Origin of the sequence: Pseudomonas piscis, from assembly GCF_009380155.1 — a bacterium.
GTDB lineage: Bacteria > Pseudomonadota > Gammaproteobacteria > Pseudomonadales > Pseudomonadaceae > Aquipseudomonas > Aquipseudomonas piscis.
The window spans coordinates 1,410,953-1,430,777 of sequence record NZ_WHUV01000001.1 but is presented as its reverse complement, the minus strand read 5'-3'; the positions used below and the strand labels follow the sequence as shown (position 1 = coordinate 1,430,777).

Below are 19,825 nucleotides of genomic sequence, written 5' to 3'. Positions count from 1 at the left end.
CACGCCCCCCATAACAAGAATCCGGGAGCCCGCCATGCCGGCCGATCCGCAACAATTGCTGCGTGAGCTGTTCGCCACAGCCATCGACGCCGCCCATCCGCAACATGTCCTCGAAGCCCACCTGCCCAGCGATCGCAGCGGCCGGGTCATCGTCATCGGCGCCGGCAAGGCCGCCGCGGCCATGGCCCAGGTGGTCGAACGCAGTTGGCAGGGCGAAGTCCGCGGGCTGGTGGTGACCCGCTATGGCCACGGCGCCCCTTGTCACAAGATCGAAGTGGTCGAGGCCGCCCATCCGGTGCCCGATGCCGCCGGCCTGGACGTGGCCCGGCGCGTGCTGGAGTTGGTCAGCGACCTGACGGAACAGGACCGGGTGATTTTCTTGCTGTCCGGCGGTGGCTCGGCGCTGCTGGCCCTGCCCGCCGCCGGCATCACCCTGGCCGACAAGCAGGCGCTCAACAAGGCGCTGCTCAAGTCCGGCGCCACCATCGGCGAGATGAATTGCGTACGCAAGCACCTCTCGGCGATCAAGGGCGGGCGCCTGGCCAAGGCCTGCTGGCCGGCCACAGTGCACACCTACGCGATTTCCGATGTGCCCGGCGATTTGGCGACGGTCATCGCCTCCGGGCCCACCGTGGCCGATCCCAGCACTTCGGCCCAGGCCCTGGCGATTCTCCAGCGCTACGCCATCGAGGTACCGTCGGCGGTGCGCGCCTGGCTGCAGAGCCCCGAGTCGGAAACCGTCAAGCCCGGCGACCCGTGCCTGGCCCGCAGTCATTTCCAGCTGATCGCCCGGCCCCAGCAATCCCTGGAGGCGGCGGCAGTCAAGGCGCGCCAGGCGGGTTTCAGCCCGTTGATCCTCGGCGACCTGGAGGGCGAGTCCCGCGAGGTGGCCAAGGTCCACGCCGGGATTGCCCGCCAGGTGGCCCAGCATGGCCAACCCCTGGCCGCGCCCTGCGTGATCCTGTCCGGCGGCGAGACCACGGTCACGGTACGCGGCAACGGCCGTGGCGGACGCAATGCCGAGTTCCTGCTGAGCCTGACCGACAGCCTCAAGGGCCATCCCGGCATCTACGCCCTGGCTGGCGACACCGACGGCATCGACGGCTCCGAGGACAACGCCGGGGCCATCATGACCCCGGACAGCTTCGCCCGTGCCACGGCCCTGGGCCTGAACGCCAGCGACGAGCTGGACAACAACAATGGCTACGGCTACTTCGCGGCCCTGGACAGCTTGATCGTCACGGAGCCGACCCGTACCAACGTCAACGACTTCCGCGCCATCCTGATTCTCGAGACCACCAAACATGACGCCTGACAAGAAGGTCAAGATCCTCGCCACCCTGGGCCCGGCCACCGACGGTATCGAGGATATCCGTGAGCTGGTGCAAGCCGGGGTGAATATCTTCCGCCTCAACTTCAGCCACGGCAGCCATGCCGACCACGCCCAGCGCCACGCCTGGATCCGCCAGGTGGAAAGCGAGCTGAACCGACCCCTGGGGATTCTCATGGACCTGCAGGGGCCGAAGCTGCGGGTCGGCACCTTCAGCGCCGGCAAGGTCCAGTTGATACGCGGCCAGGCCCTGCGCCTGGACCTGGACCCGACCCCGGGCGATGCCCGGCGGGTCAACCTGCCCCATCCGGAAATCATCGCCGCGCTGGAGCCCGGCATGGACCTGCTGCTGGATGACGGCAAGCTGCGCCTGCGGGTCGACGCCAGGCATGCCGAGGCCATCGATACCACGGTGCTGGCCGGTGGCGAGCTGTCGGATCGCAAGGGTGTCAACGTGCCCCAGGCGGTGCTGGAGCTGAGCCCGCTGACCGCCAAGGACCGCCGCGACCTGAGCTTCGGCCTGGAACTGGGAGTGGACTGGGTGGCGCTGTCGTTCGTGCAGCGCGCGCAGGATATTCGCGAAGCCCGGGAACTGATCGGCAACCAGGCCTTGTTGATGGCCAAGATCGAGAAACCCTCGGCGGTGGCCCAACTGCGGGACATCGCCGAACTCAGCGACGCGATCATGGTGGCCCGGGGCGACCTGGGGGTCGAGGTGCCGGCCGAAGCCGTGCCGCAGATCCAGAAGGACATCATCGCCACCTGCCGCCAGCTGGGCCGGCCGGTGGTGGTGGCCACGCAGATGCTGGAGTCCATGCGCTTCTCCCCGGCACCCACCCGGGCCGAAGTCACCGATGTGGCCAATGCCGTGGCCGAAGGCACCGACGCCGTGATGCTGTCGGCGGAAACCGCTTCCGGGGAATACCCGCTGGAGGCCGTGCAGATGATGAGCAAGATCATCCGCCAGGTGGAAACCGGACCGGACTACCAAACCCAACTGGACGTCAACCGGCCCCAGGCCGAAGCCACAGTGTCCGATGCCATCAGCTGCGCGATCCGGCGTATCTGCAGCATCCTGCCGGTGGCGGTACTGGTGAACTACAGCGAGTCCGGCAGCTCGACCCTGCGCGCCGCCCGGGAACGGCCGTCGGTGCCGATCCTCAACCTGACCCCCAACTTGCAGGCCGCGCGCCGCCTGTCCCTGGCCTGGGGCGTGCACTCGGTGGTCAACGACCGCCTGCGCCAGGTCGACGAAGTCTGCAGTACGGCCCTGGAGATCGCCCAGGCCCAAGGCCTGGCGCAGCGTGGGGACACGGTAGTGATCACCGCCGGTGTGCCGTTCGGCCAGCCGGGGACGACTAACTCCTTGCGTGTCGAAACCCTTCTCTGACCTGCCCCACTGCCGGTGCTGCGACCCCGGTCCATTCAGAGCTTTCCAGAGAGGGAGCCTGATGGCCCGGATGCAGCCAACAGCGGCCGCACTGACCGATATCCATCATGCCGTCACAGTCGTTCAACGCTTTCTGCCCCGATTGGGCCACTGCCCTGCTCAATGGCTTCAGCCAGATCTTTCTCCAGCGCGACCCGCTGTGCGGCCTGCTGTGCCTGCTGGCGATCCTGGCCTGCGCCCCGGCGCTGCTCGGTGGCGCCCTGCTCGGCGCCCTGGCCGGGCTGCTGACGGCCCAGCAACGGGGCTACGCCAAGGCCGATCGCCAAGCCGGGCTGTTCAGCTACAACGGCGTGCTGCTTGGGCTGCTGCTGAGCCTGTACCTGCCCTGGACGATCTTGCTGCCGCCCTTGATCATCGCCGCCGGCGGCCTGAGCGCGATCATCACCCAGCAGTGGCTCAAGCGTGCCCGGCAACCCGCCCGGCTGCCGGCCTACACCGCGCCCTTCGTCGGCCTCGGCTGGCTCCTGGCCGGCCTGTTCACGCCGCTGGCCGCCAACCCGGCACCCACCGGGCTATCGCCCATGGGGCTGCTGGGCGGCCTGTTCCAGGGCCTGGGCCAGGTGATGCTCCTCGGCGACTGGCTGGCGGGGCTGCTGGTCTTCGCCGGCCTGCTGCTGGCCAACCGCCGGGCGGCGATCTGGGCCCTGGGCGGCTCGGGGTTCGGCCTGGGCGTGGCGGCGATGCTGCAGGAGCCCGGCCAGGCGCTCTCGGGACTGGCCGGCTACAACTGTGCGCTGGTGGCGCTGGCGCTGAGCCAGATCGGCCTGCGCCCCTGGTGGCCGCTGCTGGGCATGGTCCTGGCGCTGCTGATCACCCCCGGCATCGCCGCGATAGGCTTGCCCCCACTTACCGGCCCCTTCGTCCTCGCTTGCTGGCTGGTGCTGGCCTGCAACCGGGTGTTGGGCCGCACCCCGCGCCGCGACGCGCCTTGCGCTAGCGCAACGAATCCACCTAGGCTTCGCTGATCTTCGATTCAGGCGATTTCCATGGGTAACAGCGACAACTGGCGGCAACGCCTCTACGTGATGATCTTCCAGACCGACACCGTGGCTGGAAGACGCTTCGATACCACCTTGCTGCTGATCATCCTCGCCAGCCTGGTGATCGTGATCCTCGACAGCATCGACCAGGTGCACCGCGACTACGCCAACGTCCTGGCGTACATCGAATGGGGCTTCACCCTGATCTTCGCCATCGAATACGGGCTGCGCCTGTACTGCTCGCCCAAGCCGCTGCGCTATGCCTTCAGCTTCTACGGCCTGGTGGACCTGTTGGCGATCGTCCCCGGGATCCTCGCCCTGTACTACAGCGACGCCCAGTACCTGCTGATCATCCGCATCATCCGCATGCTGCGGATCTTCCGCGTGCTCAAGCTGGCGCCCTACCTCAAGCAGGCCCACTACCTGCTCGACGCCCTGCGCGGCAGCAAGCAGAAGATCCTGGTGTTCCTGCTCAGCGTCTGCACCCTGGTCACGGTGTTCGGCACCCTGATGTACGTGGTCGAAGGCCCGGAGCACGGCTTCACCAGCATTCCCAAGGGCATCTACTGGGCCATCGTCACCCTGACCACCGTGGGCTACGGCGATATCGTGCCCAAGACGGTGATCGGCCAGGTGATCTCGTCCATGGTGATGATCACCGGTTACTCGATCATCGCCGTGCCCACCGGGATCTTCACCGCCGAGCTGGCCAGCGCCATGCGCGGCGAGCAGCAGAAACACGACTGCCCGGTGTGCCGCAAGAACAGCCACGAGCCGGCCGCCGCCTTCTGCTCACGCTGCGGCAATGCGCTGTTCAAGAAAATGGAATAAGCAAAGTACTTTTCAATCTTTAAAGAGATATAGCGCCCCGGCTATAGTCGGCGGCAAATTGCCTTCACTCTCGAATAAAAGGAAATGTGCAGTGAAAAAACTCTTCAGCGCTTCGCTCCTGGCCGCCGGCCTGGCCCTGGCTGGCGCCGCCCAGGCCGCACCGACCCTGCTCAACGTTTCCTACGACGTGATGCGCGACTTCTACAAGGACTACAACAGCGCCTTCCAGAAACACTGGAAGGCCGAGCACAACGAGAACATCACCCTGCAGATGTCCTTCGGCGGCTCCAGCAAGCAAGCGCGCTCGGTGATCGACGGCCTGCCGGCGGACGTCATCACCATGAACATGGCCACCGACATCAATGCCCTGGCGGACAACGGCAAGCTGGTCCCGGATAACTGGGTCACCCGCCTGCCGGACAACAGCGCCCCCTTCACCTCGGCCACGGTGTTCATCGTGCGCAAGGGCAACCCCAAGGCATTGAAGGACTGGCCGGACCTGCTCAAGGACGGCGTGCAGGTGATCGTGCCCAACCCCAAGACCTCGGGTAACGGTCGCTACACCTACCTCTCGGCCTGGGGCTACGTGCTCAAGAACGGCGGCGACGAGAACAAGGCCAAGGACTTCGTCGGCAAGCTGTTCAAGCAGGCGCCGGTGCTGGACACCGGTGGCCGCGCCGCCACCACGACCTTCATGACCAACCAGATCGGCGACGTGCTGGTGACCTTCGAGAACGAGGCGGAAATGATCGCCCGCGAATTCGGCCGCGACCAGTTCGAGGTGATCTACCCGAGCGTCTCCGCCGAAGCCGAGCCTCCGGTGTCGGTAGTGGACAAGGTGGTGGAGAAGAAAGGCACCCGCGCCGCCGCCGAGGAATACCTGAAGTACCTGTGGTCGCCGGAAGGCCAGGAGATCGCCGCCAACAACTACCTGCGCCCACGGGATCCGAAGGTGCTGGCCAAGTTCACCGACCGCTTCCCGAAAGTCGACTTCCTCTCGGTGGAGAAGACCTTCGGCGACTGGCGCAGCGTACAGAAGACCCACTTCAACGATGGCGGGATCTTCGACCAGATCTACACCAACGCCAAGTGACCCCCTCGCGGGTGAATGAAAAAAGCGACCTGTAAGGTTAATGCCGATCAGTCAAGGCAATGGCAGAGAATCACCTCTGTTTGACTGACCGGCACCCATCAACCTCCACGGTCGCTTTTTTATGCTTCAGGTGGCAGTCAGAGGGCCAGCGCCGGATTGAACAGCGCCGCTTCGGCGGCCTGATGCCGCTCCTCCAGCACCGCCTCGGCCTCGACTTCGATCAGCCACTCGGGCAGCGACAGGCCGCTGACGATGATCCATGAAGACGCCGGCGGCTGGCTGGCGAAGCGCTCCAGCAAGACCGCGCTGATGTGCTCCTGCTGATCGCGGGCCGCTTCGGCGATATAGATCCGCAACATCACCACATCCGCCAGCGTCCCACCGGCCTCGGCCAGCACCCGCTGGATATTGTCGAAGGCCTGCTCGGTCTGCTCCCGCAGGCCCGGGCCCACGGTGCGTTCATGTTCATCCACTCCCACCTGGCCGGACAGCAGCAGGCGCCGCCCGCCCCGCACTTCCACGGCCTGGCTGAAGCCGTACTGCAGTGAATCGAACACGCTGCCGGGATTGAACGTCGACTTTTGCATAAGGACCTCCGCCTCGATGAACGACCGCAAACCCTAAACCAGGGCCCCGCGGACTTCCAGCGCCAGCCCGGCGCAGCAACATCCGGCAACGCAACAGCGGACGGCGGACCTACATCGGAGGCGTCACCCCGTCCTTGCCGGCGGAAATCGATTGCGCGATCAGCTTGCCGTCGGCGCCCTGGGTGACGAACATCACCACCTTGACCCCGGTCTTGAGCAAGCTGCGATCCCCCGGCACCAGGTTGACGATGGGCACATCGTCAGGCACCAGGATCTTCTGCTGGCCGCCCTTGTAGTTGACGGTCAGGGTCCGGCCATTGCTCACCACCAGGTCGCCGACGCTACCGTTGGTCATGCTGCTGCCCTTGGCCAGGTCGAAAGGCCGGTGGCCGTCGCCGGTGCCAGCCATCTGCGGCGGGAACACATGCACTTCCAGGGCCTTGAGGGTGCCATCGGCCATGGGCATGGCCGCCGAGCCGATGTAGCTGCCCGGTTTGATGTCCTCGATATTGGCCAGGGTCACGGCGCGGACCTGGGTCTGCGGCGTCAACTCGATGCTGACGTTCTCCCCGCTATTGGCATGCACCCGCAGCACATCGCCGCCAAGGCCGGTGATTTCCCCCCGCACGCCGATGCGCATGCCGGGCGCATCCTGGGCCAGGGCACTGCCGAGCAGGGCCATCAGGGCGAAGCATTGGATAACGCACAACACACCAGGCAGAGATCGTTTCATGGCAACAAGGTCCTCGGCTGAGCGAAGCGGTACAGGGCCGAGCCAGCAGCCGGCCCGGAAAGACCACCAGCCTGCTACCAGGCGCGAGCCAAGTAAATGCCTGGCCGGCGCCTGGGCCGACTGGCGGCACCTGGCCTGTCCATGGCCAAGGCTCAGATCCGCTCGCGGATCAGCACCTCGATGTTCGCCGCCGCGCCCCAGCGGCGAACCAGCGCGAGCAGTTGCGGATCGGTTTCGCCCACCAGGTAGAGGGTATCGATGACCTGGGTGGCCGCCCACTCGACGAACTCGCTGCCATCGAAGTCGGCCGCGCTGGCGAGGTGGAATTCGTTCTCGTAGAAGCCGGCGCTCACCGCCACCGGGGTGTCCTGGGGGCCGGCCGCGGTGATGAAGTCGCAGGCCAGGTGCACCACGCCCCAACCCGCCACCCGCCAGTTGCCCAGCGCCTCGTCGAGCCGGGCCCGTGCGCCCCGGGCAAATCCCAGGCCGTCGAGCACTACGCGGCGGTTGACGATCAGCCACAGCTTGCGCCGTTTCGGCACCTTGAGCCGTACTTCGCCGGTGACCTTCGAGGCCCGCAGGGCCAGGGCGAACACCAGCAGCAAGGGGGCGAAGTAGCTATAGATTTTCTCGGCCTGGCTGGTTTCGGTCAGCGCGCGCAGGCGATCGACCTCCTTGCGCTGGCGCTGCTGTTCGGCGAAGTCTTCGGCCAGGCGCTCCAGCCACTGGCCGACCACGGCCGAGGAGTACTCGCCGCGCAGATCCCCCAGGGCCTGTTGTACCCGGGTCACGGCCAGTATCGACAATCGGCCATCGTCCATGCGCGGCAAGCTGGCAAAACGTTCGCACAGGTTGAGCACCTGGGCGGCGTCCTGGGGTTCGTGCAGCTGGGTGGCGGCCTGGCAGTGCTGCTTGCCCAGCAGGTCGTCGATATCCGCCGCGACACCCCGCTGCAATCCGGCCTGGGTGCTCTGCGCCAGGCGATAGTCGCTCTGGAACCAATCCACCCGCACCACCTGGGTGGCACTGATCAGGGCCAGAGACGCCAGCGTCAGCCAGCCGTAGTCCACCTTCTTCCAACCCACCTCGGTGAGCGGGAAAACCGAGATGAGGGTCCAGCAGCAGAAGTAATAGAAAAACGCGAAGACCACCAGCCAGGACAGTGGCTGCACCGACAGGTAGATCAGTTCCGGCACTTCGGCCGGGCCCAATCCGTAGAGCAGCAACAGCACGCCGCTTAGCGCCAGCCAGAACAGCATCGGCAGGAAATAGGGTTTGTTCAGGGATTTTTTCATCGGTCGCTCAACGGCAGCGGCTCAGGAACACCTCGCTGTATCGGCCAAGGCCCACGAGGCTTAAGCATTTGCGACAAAGGCCCTGGGATGGGCCTTGGCGAGGGTCTGGCGGTACAAGCGCCAGCAGCGTTACTGGAACTGGCGGCCGAGCCCGGCGGGCACGCCATGGATATCGGTATCTTCCCAGGGGCCGTCGGGGCTGATGGAGCGGCTCCAGCCGTTGTTCCAGCGATAGTAGGTGCGCTGGCGGTAGAAGGTGTTGCTTTGGTTATCCAGCACGTAGACCCCCAGTCGTGGGTCCCAGTGGCTGTGCCCGCCCGGAGGCGGAGCGAAGCTGGCCGAAGTGCGTGGCAGGGCCTTGGTTGCAGGCGCTGGTGCATGGGGCGTGGCAGGCTTGCCGGAGGGCGCCGTGGAAGGAGCCGGGCGCGTGCTCGGCTCCGCTGGCGGGATGGGCTCGGAACTGGTGGGTACTGGCCGCTGGACCGTACAAGCGCTCAACCCCAGGACCAGGGACAACAGGGTGATGCGAGCGATGGCGGTCATGGTGGTTTCTCTTTATTTATCCGGGCTGTCGATGGTCAGCTGCTGGGCCGTGGTGGTGCTGCTGGCCAGGGGCTGGCTGTGTCCGACCCATTCACCGGCCGTTGGCTGGCCAGCGCGGGAAACACGCGCAACCAGTTGGACTTCAGGGAAGTTCGACAGTTTCAGCTGCGGCATCATCGCGTCGGCATCCCCCAGCTCGACAGTGGCCGGCAAATCGGCCACGGTCAGGCGCTTGGCCGCCAAGGGCGCCGGTGGTCCCTGGGTGGCGCGGGCGAAGATGAACACGCTGTCGCCCGGCTGGACCTTGGCCTTGAGCTCGGCGGCCAGGTCGACCCGGACCTTGAGCAGCGCGCCCTTGGCCTTGGCCGCCGGCTCGGCGGCCACTTTGCCACCGCTTGCCACCAGCTTCTCGCTGGCCCGGTCGATCCCGCCTTGCAGGGCTGCACGGGAATTGTCGTCCGGCGGCAATTGCGCCTGCAGACGCTTCCAGTAGTCGATGGCATCCTGGAATCGCTCGCTTTCAAAGGCGGCGATACCCAGCAGACCCAGGCTGGTGACCTCGTTGGGATCGGCCTTGAGCGCTTCGTCGGTGAGGGCCTGGACCTTGTCCGACCACTTCTTGTCATCGGCGAAATACTGGGCCTGGGCCCACTGCCCCAGCAGCTCGGGCTGGCGCCCGGCCAGGGCTACGGTACGCTCGAAGATCTTCGCCGCATCCGCCGGCCGATCCTGGGCCATGTAGGTGCGCCCGAGGAAGTACAGGCCTTCGGCGGAGTCCGGCTGGGCCGCCACCGCACGCTCCAGGCGCTGGGTCATTTCTTCCATGGTCTGCGGCGCCTGGGCGAACTCGCGGGTCAGCTCGACCTTGTCGCTGGCTCCGAAGTGCAGGTACAGGCCCAGGCCCAGGAGCGGTACCAGCACTGCCGCCAGCAAGGGCAGCGGCTTGCCCAGCCGCGAATTGCGCACCTGGCCGTTGCCTTCGGTGTCCGCCAGCAGCTCACGGGCGGCCTCGGCCCGGCCGCTGTCCAATTGCTCGGCGCTGAGCACGCCCTCCTGCTGCTGGCCCTGCAGCTCGGCCAGGCGTTCTTCATACAGCGCAACGTTGAGCGCGGTCCGGTCCTCTTCGCGTTGGGCGCGACGCTCACGCAGTATCGGGATCAGCAGGAAACTCAAGGCGATCAGGAGCAACAGGCCTGCCGCGAGCCAGAAATCAGTCATGGGTGGTTTTTATCCAGCAGTTGGTCGAGGCGCTGCCGCTCTTCGGCGGAAAGCGTGTTCGGGCTATCGCTGCGCTGGGCGCGGCGGCGCCGGACAATCACGGCGATGATCACCATGCCGCCCAGCAGCAGCCCGGCAGGGCCGAACCAGAGCAAGGCGGTCTTGCCGGTCAAGGCCGGGTTGTAGCGCACGAAATCACCGTAGCGATCGACCATGAAGTCGATGATCTGCTGATTGTCCTTGCCTTCGCCGAGCATGCGGAAGATTTCCTTGCGCAGGTCCGCGGCGATGGGGGCATTGGAGTCGGCGATGTCCTGGTTCTGGCACTTGGGACAGCGCAGCTCCTTGGTCAGCTCGTGGAACCGTTCACGCTCGCCATCATTGGCGAACTGGTAGGTGTCGATGGCGGCCTGGGCCACCCCGACGATACCCAGGCCCAGCAGGGCCGCGATCAACCAGCGCTTCATGGCTTGGCCTCGTCGACCAGGGCCTGGTACTTGGCGGCCAGCTGCTCGCGCCAGACCACTTCGTCGATCACCCCGACGTACTTGTCGCGGATGATGCCCTTGGCGTCGATGAAGAAGGTTTCCGGGGCGCCATACACACCGAGATTCAGGCCCAGGGAGCCCTCCTCGTCGCGCACGTCCAGCAGGTAGGGATTGTGGAACTCGGCCAGCCACTTCAGGGCATCGGTGTTAACGTCCTTGTAGTTGATCCCGTAGATCACCACGCCACGCTCGGCCAGCTTGTTCAGCACCGGGTGCTCGACCCGGCAGGAAATGCACCAGGTGCCCCAGACGTTGACCAGCGCCGGCTTGCCCAGCAGGTCGGCACGGGTCAGGGTCTTGTCGCCCTGCACCGAAGGCAGGGAAAACTCCGGGAACGGCTTGCCGATCATCGCCGACGGCAGCTCGGCCGGGTCCAGGTACAACCCGCGATAGAGGAACACCGCCACCACCAGGAACAGCGCCAGGGGCAACATCATCATCCAGCGTTTCATGCAGTGGCTCCTGTCATGCCCAGCGCTTCACGCACCCGGCTCTTCACCTTGACTCGATAGCGCCGGTCCATCGCCGCCAGCACGCCGCCAAGGCCGGTCAGCAGGCCGCCGAGCCAGATCCAGCGCACGAACGGCTTGACGTGCACCCGCACCGCCCAGGCGCCATTGCCCAGGGGCTCGCCGAGGGCGACATACAGGTCGCGGGTGAAACCGGCGTCGATCCCGGCTTCGGTCATCATCGAGCTCTGCACGGTGTACAGGCGCTTTTCCGGATGCAGCACGGCCACTTCCTTGCCGTTGCGCACGACGCGGACAGTGCCCTTGTCGGAAGTGAAGTTGGGGCCTTCGAAATGCTTGGCACCCTCGAAGATGAAGTGGTAGCCCGCCAGCTCCATGGACTCGCCCGGCTCCAGGCGCAGGTCGCGCTCGGCGCTGTTCTGGCTCGACAGCACCACGCCCAGGGCACAGACCGCGATCCCCAGGTGCGCCAGGTGCATGCCCCAGTAGCTGCGGGTCAGGCTCGGCAGGCCCTTGACCAGGCCCTTGTGGCGAGTCTTGTCGAAGATATCCCGTACTCCGGACAACACCACCCAGGCCGCCAGCAGGAAAGTCGCCAGCACCGCCCAGTTGAAGTCGCCATAGGCGATGCCCGCCACCACGGCCAGGGCCACGCTGCCCAGCAGCACCGGAGCCAGCATGCCCAGCAGCCATTTGACCGGGGTGTCTTTCCAGCGCACCAGCACGCCCACCGCCAGCACCACCATCAACAGGGCCATCAGCGGGATGAACAGCGCATTGAAGTACGGCGGCCCCACCGACAGCTTGGCGCCGCTCAGGGCGTCCAGCACCAGCGGGTACAAGGTCCCCAGGAGGATCATCGAGGCCGCCACCACCAGCACCAGGTTGTTGCCCAGCAACAGGGTTTCCCGGGACCACAGGTTGAAGCCCACCTGGCTCTTGACCACCGGTGCGCGCAAGGCGAACAGGGTCAGCGAGCCCCCCACCACGAACAACAGGAAGAACAGGATGAACACGCCACGCTCAGGGTCGGCGGCAAAGGCATGGACCGAGGTCAGGACCCCGGAGCGGACCAGGAAAGTGCCCAGCAGGCTCAGAGAGAAGGCAGCGATGGCCAGCAGCACGGTCCAGCTCTTGAACACCCCGCGCTTCTCGGTGACAGCCAGGGAATGGATCAGCGCGGTGCCTACCAGCCAAGGCATGAAGGAGGCGTTTTCCACCGGGTCCCAGAACCACCAGCCACCCCAGCCCAGCTCGTAGTAGGCCCACCAGGAGCCCAGGGTGATGCCGATGCCGAGGAAGGCCCAGGCGACTATGGTCCAGGGCCGCGACCAGCGGGCCCAGGCGGCATCGAGGCGACCGCCGAGCAACGCGGCGATGGCGAAGGCGAAGGCCACCGAGAATCCCACATAGCCCATGTAGAGCATCGGTGGGTGGACGATCAGGCCGATGTCCTGCAACAGCGGGTTGAGATCGCGGCCATCGGCCGGGACCTGGGGCAGGATCCGCGCGAAAGGGTTGGAGGTGACGATCAGGAACGACAGGAAGCCGGTGCTGATCATGCCCATGATCGCCAACACCCGGGCCAGCATCACTTGCGGCAACTGCCGCGAGAACACCGACACGGCGAAGGTCCAGCCACCCAGGATCAGCGCCCAGAGCAGCAGCGAGCCTTCGTGAGCACCCCATACGGCGCTGAACTTGTAGTACCAGGGCAAGGCGCTGTTGGAGTTGTGGGCGACGTAGGCCACCGAGAAATCGTCATTCATGAAGGCGTAGGTCAGGCAGCCGAAGGCGAATACCAAGAAGGCGAACTGCCCCCAGGCCGCCGGCTGCGCCAGGCTCATCCACAACCGGTCGCCACGCCAGGCGCCCAGCAACGGCACCACCGCCTGGACCAGGGCCAGGCACAGCGCCAGGATCATCGCCAGGTGGCCGAGCTCGGGAACGAACAAAGCGGAACTCATGGCTCAACCCTCCTTGGACGGCGTCGGTGCCGACTGGCCACTGTCTTTCAGGGCCTTGGTGACTTCCGGCGGCATGTACTTCTCGTCGTGCTTGGCCAGTACTTCATCGGCGACCACCACGCCATCGGCGTTGATCTTGCCCAGGGCGACGATGCCCTGCCCTTCGCGGAACAGGTCCGGAAGGATGCCGCGGTAGGTGATGGTTACCGACTTGTTGAAGTCGGTGACCACGAACTTGACGTCCAGCGAATCGGCGGAGCGCTCCAGCGAGCCGGCCTGGACCATGCCACCGGCGCGGATGCGGGTGTCATGGGGGGCTTCGCCATTGGCGATCTGGGTCGGGGTGTAGAACAGGTTGATGTTTTCCTTCAGCGCGCTGAGGGCCAGGCCGACGGCGATGCCGACACCCACCAGGATCGCCAGGATGATCAAAAGACGCTTTTTACGCAGCGGATTCACTTACCGTTCTCCCGGCGCAGACGACGCGCCTCTTGTTGCAGATAGCTCCTGCGGTCCAGGATCGGCGCCACCAGTTCACGCACCAGGACCACCAGGCAGATACCGTAGGCCGACCAGACGTACAGGCCGTGATGGCCCATGGCGAGAAAGTCGCTGAAGGATGCAAAACTCATTGTGCGGCCTCCAGGCTGCGTTGGACTTCGGCCTTGACCCAGCTGGTCCGGGCTTCGCGCTTGAGTACTTCAAGGCGCATGCGCAGCAGCAGGACCACGGCGAAGAAACAATAGAAACCCAGTACCGTCAGCAACAGCGGCAGCCACATTTCCACCGGCATGGCGGGCCTTTCGGTCAGGGTGAAGGTCGCCCCCTGGTGCAGGGTGTTCCACCACTCCACCGAGTACTTGATGATCGGGATGTTCACCACCCCGACGATCGCCAACACCGCACAGGCCTTGGCGGCGCTGTCACGGTTGCTGATGGCGGCGTTCAGGGCCATGAGGCCGGCGTACAGGAACAACAGGATCAGCATCGAGGTCAGCCGGGCATCCCAGACCCACCAGGAACCCCAGGTCGGCTTGCCCCAGATGGCCCCGGTCACCAGCGCCAGGAACGTGATGGAATGGCCAATGGGCGCGGCGCATTGCAGGGCAACGTCGGCCAGCTTCATTTTCCATACCAGCCCGACCACCCCGCACACCGCCAGCATCACATAGCAAGACTGGGCCAGCATCGCCATTGGCACATGAATATAGATGATGCGAAAGCTGTTGCCTTGCTGGTAGTCCGGTGGCGCGAAGGCCAGGCCCCAGACCACGCCGATACCAATCAGCAACACGGCGGCGACGCTCAGCCAGGGCAGCAGCTTGCCGCTGATGCCGTAAAACCATTTAGGCGAGCCGAGCTTGTGAAACCAGGTCCAGTTCATTCGTTGCTTCCATCACGGTTGCTCTTCGTCTATACGAACAGCCAGGGTCTTTACTGGTTAAAAAACAACCAGACCTCATTATTCGCCGACGCTGATCTTCAGGCCAGCAGCTATTGCAAAGGGTGTCAGGGTCACTGCCAGCGCAGCCAGGCTACCAAGCCACAGCAGGAACCCTGTAGTCGGTAGGCCCTGCAATGCCGCCTGCAAGGCGCCACTGCCGAGAATCAACACCGGGATGTACAACGGCAGGATCAACAGCGCCAACAACAAGCCGCCGCGCTTGAGCCCTACCGTCAGCGCCGCGCCCACCGCCCCGAGCAAACTGAGGACCGGCGTACCCAGCAGCAACGAGAGCAGCAGCACTGGCAGGCAGGCGGCCGGCAGCCCGAGCATCACCGCCAGCAAGGGCGCGAGCAATACCAGTGCCAACCCGGAGAAGATCCAGTGTGCCAGCACCTTGGCCAGCACCAGAAGGGCCAGGGGGTGCGACGAAAGGACCCACTGCTCCAGGGATCCATCCTCGAAATCACTGCGAAAAAGCCCGTCCAGCGAGAGCAGGACGGACAATAGCGCCGCCACCCAGACCAGGCCAGGAGACAAGGTTTGCAACAATTGTGTCTCAGGTCCCACCGCCAGCGGAAACAAGGCGACGACTATCGCGAAAAATACCAGGGGGTTGGCCAACTCCGCCGGGCGCCGGCACAGCAGCCGTGCCTCACGGGCCACCAACAAGACGAAGACACTCATGCGGCCCACCGTCCCAGATCGATATCGCGGTATCCCGAGGGCATGCGGCCAAGAGTGTGGTGGGTGGTCAGCACCACCGTGCCGCCGCGTTCGCAATGGCCGGCCAGGTGTTCCTCGAGTTGCGCCACGCCCTGCTTGTCCAGGGCAGTGAAGGGTTCATCGAGGATCCACAGCGGCGGGCTGTCCAGGTACAGGCGGGCCAGGGCCACACGGCGCTGCTGGCCGGCGGACAGGGTATGGCAGGGAACGTCTTCGAACCCCTTGAGGCCGACGGCGGCCAGGGCCTGCCAGATCGCCTCGCTCCGGGCCGGCTGGTGCAGGGCACAGAGCCAGCTGAGGTTCTCTTCGGCGGTGAGCAAGTCCTTGATGCCGGCGGCATGGCCGATCCACAACAGGTTGCGGGCCAGTTCGGCGCGCTGGGCCTGCAATGGCTGGCCGTTGAGCAGCACCTGGCCACTGGTGGGCTGCATCAGCCCGGCGAGCAGGCGCAACAGGCTGGTCTTGCCGCTGCCATTGGGACCGCTGATCTGCACCATGTCTCCAGCCGTCAAACGCAACTCGAGGTGTTCAAAGAGCATCCGCCAATCGCGCTCACAAGCGAGTGCAACGGCTTCGAGAAGAGGGCTGGTCAAGGGATAGCGGGCCTTTACGGGTTCAAGTCGGCAGTGGAGCGGCCGTTAAAGGAATGCAGGATAAATGCATTGGCGGCCTGTTCTAGAGAGCTGCGTCAAACAATTGTATTGTTTTTACCACTCCTTAAAAGACGGGCGGCATTATACATGTGAGTCCCTACCTTACAGGGGGTTAATTTCCACAGGTTGTGTCCGAATGACAGGCGAAATGAACATCCCCCCGCTGCCACCGACGCCCGCTCCCGGAGCCTCGCGCGCGCAGTTGCCCAGCGGTGAACTGCTCAAGCTGACGCCGCCGCTGGAGGGGCTGATCGCGCCCGGCCAGAGCGCCCGGGCCGAAGTGCTGTCGCTCAAGCAGACGAACCAGACCTTCGAGCTGCTGCTCAAGCTGACCCTGGACAATGGCCGGCAAACCACCCTGCAAGCCACCAGCAACCAACCCCTGCCCCAGGGCACCAGCCTGGCAGTGACCCAGCCATCGGCAGCCAACCTGGCCATCACCGTGCAACAGGCCATCGCGTCCAGTGTCGCCGCCCTGACCCGCCTGGATATCGCCCAGCTGCCTCCGGGCACCCTGCTGCAGGGCAAGGTCCTGACCTCGCAACTGCTACCCCAGGGCAGTAACCAGCCAGCGCTGTACCGTTCCCTGGTGAGCCTGCTCAATACCGCCCAGAGCGGCAGCACCCTGGACATCGAGAGCCCGCAGCCATTGCGTATCGGCAGCTTGCTGAGCGCCCTGGTGACAGATGCCCGGACCCTGAGCTTCGTCCCCTTGAGCAACCGCCAGGACCAACTGGCGATCGCCGCCCAGTTGGCCAGCCAGCAAAGTCGCCAGGGCTCCCTGGGCGGCCTGCTCAATGCCCTGCAGAACTTGCCCGTCGACGACCAGCCCGGCCCGGCCAGCGACCTGCGCGCCGCAGTCGAACGCCTGCTGGGCAGCCTGCCCAATGCACAGCAAATGAGCACCGCCCGCGGCGTGGCCCAGGCGCTGCTGGGTAGCGGCGTGTTCCTCGAGGCCCAACTGGCCGCAGGCAACCCGGGCCAGGCCGCAGACCTGAAGGCCGACCTGCTACGCCTGATCGCCCAATTGACTCCGGCGCTGCCCTCCTCCACCAGCTTCAACGCGATCCTCGCCGCCAATACCCTGGCCCAGTCGCTACCCAGTTTTGTACGCAGCGCCCTGGGCACCCTGGGCCAGGTCAGCGCCAAGACCACTGCCGGCGGCTTCCCGCTGCCGGAGCGCTTGCTGCAAAGCCTGGAAGGCTCAGGCAGCCTGGAGCAACTGCTGCGCCTGGCCGCTGCGGCGGTATCGCGCCTGCAGAGCCACCAACTGGCGGGCCTGGAACAAAGCGGGCGTACCGACGATGGCCGCCAGCTGACCACCTGGCAGCTGGAAATCCCCATGCGCAACCTGCAGGACATCGTGCCCCTGCAGGTCAAGTTGCAGCGCGAGGAGCCGGCGCAAGCAGAACAGCAAACCCCGGACAAACGTGAAGAACGCGAGCCCCGGCAGGCCTTGTGGCGGGTCGACCTGGCCTTCGACCTGGAGCCGCTGGGCCCGCTGCAGGTCCAGGCGCAACTGCTCCAGGGCCGCTTGTCCAGCCAACTCTGGGCCGAACGCCCCTATACCGCGAGCCTGATCGAAAGCCACCTGGGCAGCCTGCGCGAGCGCCTGCTGGCCTCGGGCCTGGATGTCGGCGATCTGGATTGCCATCTCGGCATCCCGCCCCAAGGCCCGCATACCCGATTGGAACAACGCTGGGTCGACGAAACCGCATGAAGCACTCTGCCCCACCTCGCCAGGCCATCGCCCTCAAATACGATGGCCAGCAGGCTCCGACACTCACCGCCAAGGGCGATGACGAACTGGCCGAAGCCATCCTGAAGATCGCCCGCGACTATGAAGTGCCGATCTATGAGAACGCCGAACTGGTGAGGCTGCTGGCGCGCCTGGAGCTGGGCGACAGCATCCCGCCGGAGTTGTACCGGACCATCGCCGAGATCATCGCCTTCGCCTGGAACCTCAAGGGCAAGTTCCCGGCAGGCCACGATCCACGGCAGATAGAGTCGGAAAAGGACATCACCGAGCGCGGCGACGATTACTAGAAGAGCAACTGCAAGCCATGAACCGCAAGCTGCATGCTTGAAGCTTGAAGCTCAGCCTTTGTGCAGCTTGCTCACCAGCTCGGCCTCGGCCTGGGTCAGGCCGCAGGACTGGGTCAGCTCGTCGATGCTGGCGCCCATGCCCACCAACCGTGCGGCCTGGGCAAAGGACAAGGTGGAAGGGTCACGCTGTTCCAGCTGGGCCAGCTTGTCCGGCAACGGCGCCACCACAGCCCGCAGCTCGTGCAAATCCTCGCCCATGCGCACCGTGCCGTTCTGGTAATGATCGACCCGCTTGGCCAACTCCTTGATTCGCAGGTCGCGCAGGGCATCGCCCTCGGCCTGCTGCGCAGCGATCTGCCGCTGGTTGCGGGCGAAGGACAGGAACAGCGCGAGAGTGGCGACCCAGAGGATCGCCAGGACAATTACCGCTACCTCGAGGATCAATCAGATACTCTCCAGTTCCGACCATTCCTCTTCGCTCATCATCTTGTCCAGCTCCACCAGGATCAGCAGCTCGCCGTTCTTGTTGCAGACACCCTGGATGAACTTGGCCGATTCTTCGTTGCCGACATTCGGCGCGGTCTCGACTTCGGATTGGCGCAGGTAGACCACCTCGGCCACGCTGTCGACCATGATCCCGACCACCTGCTTGTCAGCCTCGATGATGACGATCCGGGTGTTGTCGTTGACTTCGGTGGGCACCAGGCCAAAGCGCTGGCGGGTGTCGATCACGGTCACCACGTTGCCGCGCAGGTTGATGATGCCCAGCACATAGCTCGGAGCACCCGGCACCGGGGCGATCTCGGTGTAGCGCAGGACTTCCTGGACGCGCATCACGTTGATGCCGTAGGACTCGTTATCGAGCTTGAAGGTGACCCATTGCAGGATCGGATCTTCGGAACCCTGTGCAGACGACGACTTATTCATACCCTGACCCCTCAAAATACCGTTGGCAACGGCGTGTGTTCTGTATGGCCGCGCCCCATTGGCACGGCCTGTTGTTGGTTCACTTCGGCTTGTGGGCCGCTTGACTGATTGCCAGCTGCTTGGCGCCCCCGGTGGCGATCAATTCCGCCAACTCGGCGACGTCGAGCAACGCGCACATGTGTTCGATAACCGTACCGGCCAGCCACGGACGCTGGCCCCGGTGGCTACGCCACTTGATTTCATTGGGGTCCAGGCGCAACGAACGGCTGACCTGGTGCACGGCCAGCCCCCACTCATAGCCCTGGACCGAAATAACGTATTGCAGGCCCTGGCGGAAATCGTCGCGATAGCGATCCGGCATGACCCAGCGCGCCGTGTCCAGCACCTTCAGGTTGCCGGCCTGGCTCGGCAAGATACCGAGGAACCATTCCGGCTGGCCGAACAACGGCGTCAGCTCCTGACCCGCCAGGGAATAGATCGACCCCAGGCACACCAGGGGTACCGCCAGGGTCAGGCCAGCGACATCGAACAACAGACATTCGAAAGGCTCGGCCGCCCATGACGGGCGATCGCTGCCGGCGACCGGCGGCGGTGTGTTGCCAGGTGGCAGATGGACTTCCACCACGGGCGGCACCAGGGCCTGGAGCATCGGCACCACGGGCGAGATCGAGGCCGGCAGGGGTGCCGGTGCATCCTGCACGGGAGCCGCGGGCACGACAACAGGCGCCTCGGCCCGAGCAGCAGGCGGTGCCTGGTGCTGGATCCGTGCATCCCGGGCCTGCTCCTCGAGTACCGCAGCCTGGAATTCGTCCAGTACCTCGCTGGAAGCTTCAGTACCGGCCTCAACGACAGGTGGAATCGGCTCAGCAACGACCTCGGGAAGCGGTTCTTCTTCGGTGGCATCCTGCAGCAAAGCGTCCAGGTACGACTGCAGCGCCAGCTGCGGCCGGTTCTTGACATCCAGGGGACGGCTCATGAGGACAC

The 19,825-nt window shown here is 65.3% G+C and carries 23 protein-coding genes; 7 read left to right on the top strand and 16 right to left on the bottom strand.

Annotation, left to right across the window (positions count from 1 at the left end):
- Positions 1-34 precede the first annotated feature (34 nt).
- From GDH07_RS06825 to GDH07_RS06805, 5 genes are all read left to right on the top strand, one after another.
- Positions 35-1,315: a glycerate kinase type-2 family protein gene (locus GDH07_RS06825; RefSeq protein ID WP_022643084.1), complete on the top strand. Its 1,281-nt coding sequence runs from the start codon at positions 35-37 to the stop codon at positions 1,313-1,315.
- A complete protein-coding gene (pyk, locus tag GDH07_RS06820; RefSeq protein ID WP_152896989.1) occupies positions 1,305-2,720 on the top strand; it encodes a pyruvate kinase in 1,416 nt (471 codons plus the stop codon). The genes GDH07_RS06825 and pyk overlap by 11 nt, the downstream gene beginning before the upstream one ends.
- 107 nt (positions 2,721-2,827) lie before the next feature.
- Positions 2,828-3,745, top strand: coding sequence for an urea transporter (locus GDH07_RS06815; RefSeq protein WP_152896988.1), 918 nt, complete (start codon positions 2,828-2,830; stop codon positions 3,743-3,745).
- Positions 3,746-3,766: 21 nt separating this feature from the next.
- Positions 3,767-4,591, top strand: coding sequence for an ion transporter (locus tag GDH07_RS06810; RefSeq protein WP_022643080.1), 825 nt, complete (start codon positions 3,767-3,769; stop codon positions 4,589-4,591).
- A gap of 91 nt (positions 4,592-4,682) precedes the next feature.
- On the top strand, positions 4,683-5,684 hold the full coding sequence (locus tag GDH07_RS06805; RefSeq protein WP_343038184.1) for a sulfate ABC transporter substrate-binding protein: 1,002 nt from the start codon (positions 4,683-4,685) through the stop codon (positions 5,682-5,684).
- Positions 5,685-5,821: 137 nt separating this feature from the next.
- Here GDH07_RS06805 and GDH07_RS06800 read toward each other — a convergent pair whose 3' ends face one another.
- The 13 genes from GDH07_RS06800 to ccmA all read right to left on the bottom strand — a co-directional run bounded on the left by GDH07_RS06800 (position 5,822) and on the right by ccmA (position 15,808).
- Positions 5,822-6,271, bottom strand: a complete 450-nt coding sequence (locus tag GDH07_RS06800) for a RidA family protein (RefSeq protein WP_085595824.1) — start codon at positions 6,269-6,271, stop codon at positions 5,822-5,824.
- Positions 6,272-6,380: 109 nt separating this feature from the next.
- Positions 6,381-6,953: a hypothetical protein gene (locus tag GDH07_RS06795; protein ID WP_022643077.1), complete on the bottom strand. Its 573-nt coding sequence runs from the start codon at positions 6,951-6,953 to the stop codon at positions 6,381-6,383.
- Between the two features lie 203 nt (positions 6,954-7,156).
- Positions 7,157-8,299 carry a BAR domain-containing protein gene (locus tag GDH07_RS06790; RefSeq protein ID WP_152896985.1) on the bottom strand — a complete coding sequence of 381 codons (1,143 nt, stop codon included), beginning with the start codon at positions 8,297-8,299 and terminating at the stop codon, positions 7,157-7,159.
- A 129-nt stretch (positions 8,300-8,428) separates the two neighbouring features.
- Positions 8,429-8,842 carry a hypothetical protein gene (locus GDH07_RS06785; protein ID WP_022643074.1) on the bottom strand — a complete coding sequence of 138 codons (414 nt, stop codon included), beginning with the start codon at positions 8,840-8,842 and terminating at the stop codon, positions 8,429-8,431.
- Between the two features lie 12 nt (positions 8,843-8,854).
- Complete coding sequence (ccmI, locus tag GDH07_RS06780; protein ID WP_152896984.1) at positions 8,855-10,060, bottom strand: c-type cytochrome biogenesis protein CcmI; 1,206 nt, start codon at positions 10,058-10,060, stop codon at positions 8,855-8,857.
- Entirely contained in the window at positions 10,057-10,527 is a 471-nt protein-coding gene (locus tag GDH07_RS06775; protein WP_053135052.1) for a cytochrome c-type biogenesis protein, read from the bottom strand. The genes ccmI and GDH07_RS06775 overlap by 4 nt, the downstream gene beginning before the upstream one ends.
- Complete coding sequence (locus tag GDH07_RS06770; protein ID WP_152896983.1) at positions 10,524-11,060, bottom strand: DsbE family thiol:disulfide interchange protein; 537 nt, start codon at positions 11,058-11,060, stop codon at positions 10,524-10,526. Before GDH07_RS06770 ends, GDH07_RS06775 begins: the two co-directional genes overlap by 4 nt.
- Entirely contained in the window at positions 11,057-13,045 is a 1,989-nt protein-coding gene (locus tag GDH07_RS06765) for a heme lyase CcmF/NrfE family subunit (RefSeq protein ID WP_022643071.1), read from the bottom strand. The genes GDH07_RS06770 and GDH07_RS06765 overlap by 4 nt, the downstream gene beginning before the upstream one ends.
- 3 nt (positions 13,046-13,048) lie before the next feature.
- The gene (gene ccmE / locus GDH07_RS06760) at positions 13,049-13,504 is read right to left on the bottom strand and encodes a cytochrome c maturation protein CcmE (RefSeq protein WP_343038183.1); all 456 of its coding nucleotides are present in this window, start codon (positions 13,502-13,504) and stop codon (positions 13,049-13,051) included.
- Positions 13,501-13,677, bottom strand: a complete 177-nt coding sequence (gene ccmD / locus GDH07_RS06755) for a heme exporter protein CcmD (RefSeq protein WP_022643069.1) — start codon at positions 13,675-13,677, stop codon at positions 13,501-13,503. The genes ccmE and ccmD overlap by 4 nt, the downstream gene beginning before the upstream one ends.
- Positions 13,674-14,429: a heme ABC transporter permease gene (locus tag GDH07_RS06750; RefSeq protein ID WP_068578478.1), complete on the bottom strand. Its 756-nt coding sequence runs from the start codon at positions 14,427-14,429 to the stop codon at positions 13,674-13,676. The genes ccmD and GDH07_RS06750 overlap by 4 nt, the downstream gene beginning before the upstream one ends.
- Positions 14,430-14,507: 78 nt before the next feature.
- Complete coding sequence (gene ccmB, locus GDH07_RS06745; protein WP_022643068.1) at positions 14,508-15,176, bottom strand: heme exporter protein CcmB; 669 nt, start codon at positions 15,174-15,176, stop codon at positions 14,508-14,510.
- On the bottom strand, positions 15,173-15,808 hold the full coding sequence (gene ccmA / locus GDH07_RS06740; protein ID WP_103324828.1) for a cytochrome c biogenesis heme-transporting ATPase CcmA: 636 nt from the start codon (positions 15,806-15,808) through the stop codon (positions 15,173-15,175). The genes ccmB and ccmA overlap by 4 nt, the downstream gene beginning before the upstream one ends.
- A gap of 196 nt (positions 15,809-16,004) precedes the next feature.
- On the opposite strand from ccmA, the gene fliK reads away from it, so the two are divergent.
- Both fliK and GDH07_RS06730 read left to right on the top strand, forming a co-directional pair.
- The gene (gene fliK / locus GDH07_RS06735; protein ID WP_152896982.1) at positions 16,005-17,588 is read left to right on the top strand and encodes a flagellar hook-length control protein FliK; all 1,584 of its coding nucleotides are present in this window, start codon (positions 16,005-16,007) and stop codon (positions 17,586-17,588) included.
- Positions 17,585-17,914 (top strand): EscU/YscU/HrcU family type III secretion system export apparatus switch protein, encoded by a 330-nt coding sequence (locus tag GDH07_RS06730; RefSeq protein ID WP_022643065.1) that lies wholly within the window; start codon positions 17,585-17,587, stop codon positions 17,912-17,914. The genes fliK and GDH07_RS06730 overlap by 4 nt, the downstream gene beginning before the upstream one ends.
- Positions 17,915-17,965: 51 nt before the next feature.
- On the opposite strand, the gene GDH07_RS06725 is transcribed toward GDH07_RS06730, so the two are convergent.
- From GDH07_RS06725 to GDH07_RS06715, 3 genes are all read right to left on the bottom strand, one after another.
- Entirely contained in the window at positions 17,966-18,358 is a 393-nt protein-coding gene (locus GDH07_RS06725; RefSeq protein ID WP_053135067.1) for a DUF2802 domain-containing protein, read from the bottom strand.
- On the bottom strand, positions 18,359-18,841 hold the full coding sequence (locus GDH07_RS06720; RefSeq protein WP_011060011.1) for a chemotaxis protein CheW: 483 nt from the start codon (positions 18,839-18,841) through the stop codon (positions 18,359-18,361).
- Positions 18,842-18,920: 79 nt separating this feature from the next.
- Positions 18,921-19,817, bottom strand: a complete 897-nt coding sequence (locus GDH07_RS06715; protein WP_152896981.1) for a CheW domain-containing protein — start codon at positions 19,815-19,817, stop codon at positions 18,921-18,923.
- Positions 19,818-19,825 lie beyond the last annotated feature (8 nt).

Bases quoted from the DNA above. Each gene is read 5' to 3' on its own strand.
- GDH07_RS06795 (WP_022643077.1), bottom strand. From the start codon at position 6,953: ATGGCCCTGCTCGGCAGTGCCCTGGCCCAGGATGCGCCCGGCATGCGC.
- pyk (WP_152896989.1), top strand. From the start codon at position 1,305: ATGACGCCTGACAAGAAGGTCAAGATCCTCGCCACCCTGGGCCCGGCC.
- GDH07_RS06765 (WP_022643071.1), bottom strand. From the start codon at position 13,045: ATGAGTTCCGCTTTGTTCGTTCCCGAGCTCGGCCACCTGGCGATGATC.
- GDH07_RS06785 (WP_022643074.1), bottom strand. From the start codon at position 8,842: ATGACCGCCATCGCTCGCATCACCCTGTTGTCCCTGGTCCTGGGGTTG.
- fliK (WP_152896982.1), top strand. From the start codon at position 16,005: ATGACAGGCGAAATGAACATCCCCCCGCTGCCACCGACGCCCGCTCCC.
- ccmI (WP_152896984.1), bottom strand. From the start codon at position 10,060: ATGACTGATTTCTGGCTCGCGGCAGGCCTGTTGCTCCTGATCGCCTTG.
- ccmB (WP_022643068.1), bottom strand. From the start codon at position 15,176: ATGAGTGTCTTCGTCTTGTTGGTGGCCCGTGAGGCACGGCTGCTGTGC.
- GDH07_RS06770 (WP_152896983.1), bottom strand. From the start codon at position 11,060: ATGAAACGCTGGATGATGATGTTGCCCCTGGCGCTGTTCCTGGTGGTG.
- GDH07_RS06790 (WP_152896985.1), bottom strand. From the start codon at position 8,299: ATGAAAAAATCCCTGAACAAACCCTATTTCCTGCCGATGCTGTTCTGG.
- GDH07_RS06730 (WP_022643065.1), top strand. From the start codon at position 17,585: ATGAAGCACTCTGCCCCACCTCGCCAGGCCATCGCCCTCAAATACGAT.
- ccmD (WP_022643069.1), bottom strand. From the start codon at position 13,677: ATGAGTTTTGCATCCTTCAGCGACTTTCTCGCCATGGGCCATCACGGC.
- GDH07_RS06775 (WP_053135052.1), bottom strand. From the start codon at position 10,527: ATGAAGCGCTGGTTGATCGCGGCCCTGCTGGGCCTGGGTATCGTCGGG.
- GDH07_RS06720 (WP_011060011.1), bottom strand. From the start codon at position 18,841: ATGAATAAGTCGTCGTCTGCACAGGGTTCCGAAGATCCGATCCTGCAA.
- GDH07_RS06750 (WP_068578478.1), bottom strand. From the start codon at position 14,429: ATGAACTGGACCTGGTTTCACAAGCTCGGCTCGCCTAAATGGTTTTAC.
- GDH07_RS06815 (WP_152896988.1), top strand. From the start codon at position 2,828: ATGCCGTCACAGTCGTTCAACGCTTTCTGCCCCGATTGGGCCACTGCC.
- GDH07_RS06715 (WP_152896981.1), bottom strand. From the start codon at position 19,817: ATGAGCCGTCCCCTGGATGTCAAGAACCGGCCGCAGCTGGCGCTGCAG.
- GDH07_RS06810 (WP_022643080.1), top strand. From the start codon at position 3,767: ATGGGTAACAGCGACAACTGGCGGCAACGCCTCTACGTGATGATCTTC.
- GDH07_RS06825 (WP_022643084.1), top strand. From the start codon at position 35: ATGCCGGCCGATCCGCAACAATTGCTGCGTGAGCTGTTCGCCACAGCC.
- GDH07_RS06800 (WP_085595824.1), bottom strand. From the start codon at position 6,271: ATGCAAAAGTCGACGTTCAATCCCGGCAGCGTGTTCGATTCACTGCAG.